Genomic DNA, 3420 nt, shown 5'->3' on the forward strand with positions numbered 1-3420 from the left:
GGGAGGCGCGGCATAGGGAAGGGGGCCCCGGCGCCTGACTCCAGGCTCCGGGACCCCCTCCAGGACCAAACGCCCGCCGCCGGCCGGCGACGCCCTGCTCTCCCACGGGCTATCCCCGCAGTACCATCGGCGCTCGGGGGCTTAACTTCCGGGTTCGGAATGGGACCGGGTGTGCCACCCCTGCCACGGTCGCCGGCCTGCGCCGGGCGTTCAGGGTCCTGCAAATCCCTGGGGGCGCGTGCCCTCAGGGCCGCACAGCGCGGCGCACAAGACGGGTCCCCGGCAAGGTCGCTCCCCGGGCCCAGCGGCCCGTGGGGGAAGAAGAGCTCGACCGATTAGTACCGCTCGGCTGAGCGCCTCGCGGCGCTTGCACCTGCGGCCTATCGACCTCGTGGTCTACGAGGGGTCTTACCAGAAGGAGAACTCATCTCGGGACGGGCTTCCCGCTTAGATGCCTTCAGCGGTTATCCCGACCGGACTCAGCTACCGGGCAGTGCTCTTGGTGAACAACCCGTGCACCGGAGGTCCGTCCACCCCGGTCCTCTCGTACTAGGGGCAGCCTCCCTCAGTTCTCCTGCGCCCGCGGAGGATAGGGACCGAACTGTCTCACGACGTTCTGAACCCAGCTCGCGTACCGCTTTGAATGGCGAACGGCCATACCCTTGGGACCTGCTCCAGCCCCAGGATGCGATGAGCCGACATCGAGGTGCCAAACCTTCCCGTCGATGTGGACTCTTGGGGAAGATCAGCCTGTTATCCCCGGAGTACCTTTTATCCGTTGAGCGACGGCCATTCCACTCTGGGCCGCCGGATCACTAGAGCCTGGTTTCCCACCTGCTCGGCTTGTGGGCCTCGCAGTCAAGCCTGCTTGTGCTCTTGCACTCAGGGGGACGGTTGCCGACCGTCCTGAGCAGACCTTGCGCGCGCCTCCGTTACTCTTTGGGAGGCGACCGCCCCAGTCAAACTACCCACCAGACACGGTCCCCCTCCCGGATCACGGCGAGGGGTTAGGATGCCAGAGCGTCGAGGGTGGTATTCCAAGGGCGACTCCGCCGGGACTGGCGTCCCGGCTTCAGCGTCTCCCACCTATCCTCTACACGACGGACCGGCAGCCAATGTCTAGCTGCAGTAAAGGTTCACGGGGTCTTTCCGTCCTTCCGCGGGTAAGTCGCATCTTCACGACTAGTGCAATTTCACCGGGCCTATGGTTGAGACAGCGTCCAAATCGTTACGCCTTTCGTGCAGGTCGGAACTTACCCGACAAGGAATTTCGCTACCTTAGGACCGTTATAGTTACGGCCGCCGTTTACCGGGGCTTGGATTCGCCGCTTCGCCGAAGCTGACGGCTCCTCGTGACCTTCCGGCACCGGGCAGGCGTCAGACCCTATACGTCGTCTTACGACTTCAGCAGAGTCCTGTGTTTTTGGTAAACAGTCGTTTGGACCAATCGTCTGCGGCCGGCCTGGGCTCGGGGGGCGTGGCCCCTCCACCCCGGCCGGCACCCCTTCTCCCGAAGTTACGGGGTGATTTTGCCGAGTTCCTTAACCATAGTTCTCCCGATCGCCTTGGTATTCTCTACCCACCCACCTGTGTCGGTTTGCGGTACGGGCTCCTCGCGGCTCCCTAGGGGGTTTTCTTGGGAGCATGGGCTCACTCACTTCGCTCAAGGCTTCGTCCGCCGCCTCAGGCCTGGGCGGGCGCGCTTCGCTGCCCGCCGCCCTACGCGGCATCACGGGGACGTCCAGAACCCCGCTGAGCTACCCTTCTCCGTCGCCCCATCGGTGGTGGCGCCGCTTCGGAGGTGCAGGAATGTCTGCCTGCTGTGCGTCGGCTACGCCTTCCGGCCTCGCCTTAGCTCCCGACTGACCCTGGGAGGATTAGCCTCGCCCAGGAAACCTCGGGTTTACGGCGGGGGCGTTTCCCACGCCCCTCTCGTTACTCATGCCAGCATTCTCACTTCCGGCCGGTCCACCGGCAGTCGCCTGCCGGCTTCGCCCCGGACGGAAAGCTCCCCTACCGCCGGACTCGCGTCCGGCCCGCCGCTTCGGTGCCGTGCTTAGCCCCGTATATTGTCGGCGCATGTCCACTCGACCAGTGAGCTGTTACGCACTCTTTGAATGGGTGGCTGCTTCTGAGCCAACATCCTGGTTGTCTGGGCAGACGCACATCCTTTGCCACTCGGCACGGACTTGGGGACCTTAGCGGGCGGTCTGGGCTGTTTCCCTCTCGAACACACAGCTTAGCCCACATGTTCTGACTCCCGGGCTCTGGGCCCGCGGCATTCGGAGTTTGGTTGGTCTTGGTAGGCGGTGAGGCCCCCGCGACCATCCAGTGCTCTACCTCCGCGGGTAAACGCCCGGGGCTAGCCCTAAAGCTATTTCGGGGAGAACGAGATATCTCCGGGTTTGATTAGCCTTTCACTCCTATCCGCAGGTCATCCCCCCAGTTTTCAACCTAGGTGGGTTCGGCCCTCCACGGGGTCTTACCCCCGCTTCAGCCTGCCCGTGGATAGATCACCCGGCTTCGCGTCTACGGCGCGCGACTCGTCGCCCGGTTGGGACTCGCTGTCGCTGCGGCTCGCTTCCTTGCTTAACCTCGCCGCGCACCGTAACTCGCTGGCTCATTCTACAAAAGGCACGCCGTCACGGGCTCACGCCCGCTCCGACTGCTTGTAGGCACACGGTTTCAGGTGCTGTTTCACTCCCCTCCCGGGGTGCTTTTCACCTTTCCCTCACGGTACTGGTCCACTATCGGTCACAGGAGAGTATTTAGGCTTGGAGGGTGGTCCCCCCTGCTTCCCACCGGGTTTCACGTGTCCGGCGGTACTCGGGTACCGGCTCGGCAGGCGGCGCGGATTCGCGTACGGGGCTGTAACCCTGTGCCGCCGGCCCTCCCAGGCCGTTCCGCTTCCGCTCCGCTTTCTCACTGCCGTGTCGGCCGGCCCCACGACCCCGGCGGCGCCTTGGCGCCGCCGGTTTGGCCTGCTCCCCGTTCGCTCGCCGCTACTAGGGGAATCTCGTTTGATTTCTCTTCCTCCGGGTACTTAGATGTTTCAGTTCCCCGGGTTGCCCCCTGCCGCCCTATGTGTTCGGGCGGAGGTGACGGGGCATGGGCCCCGCCGGGTTCTCCCATTCGGACATCCGCGGGTCGAGCGGGCATGTGCCCCTAACCGCGGCTTATCGCAGCTTGTCGCGTCCTTCTTCGGCTTCCTGTGCCAAGGCATCCACCGTGTGCCCTTGGTATCTTCTTCTCCTACTGGAGACTCGCTTGAGTAATCTCGGGTAAAGACGGGCGCCTCGCGGCGCCCCTGTCTTGAGATGCGATCTTGTTAGAGATCTGTCTTTGTGTTTCCACGCTATGCGGCTCTCAAGGTACGCCGAGGGCGAGCCCTCGAGACCGGACGCTGCGCGCCCCGGGGGG

2 rRNA genes are annotated in these 3420 nt (G+C 64.3%); both read right to left on the reverse strand.

The window, feature by feature from the left end:
• Positions 1-81: 81 nt before the first annotated feature.
• Positions 82-197, reverse strand: a 5S ribosomal RNA gene (rrf, locus tag VXJ25_RS09655).
• 118 nt (positions 198-315) lie between these two features.
• A 23S ribosomal RNA gene (locus VXJ25_RS09660) occupies positions 316-3250 on the reverse strand.
• Positions 3251-3420: the final 170 nt, after the last annotated feature.

Origin of the sequence: Olsenella absiana (genome assembly GCF_036408855.1) — a bacterium.
Lineage (GTDB): Bacteria > Actinomycetota > Coriobacteriia > Coriobacteriales > Atopobiaceae > Olsenella_K > Olsenella_K absiana.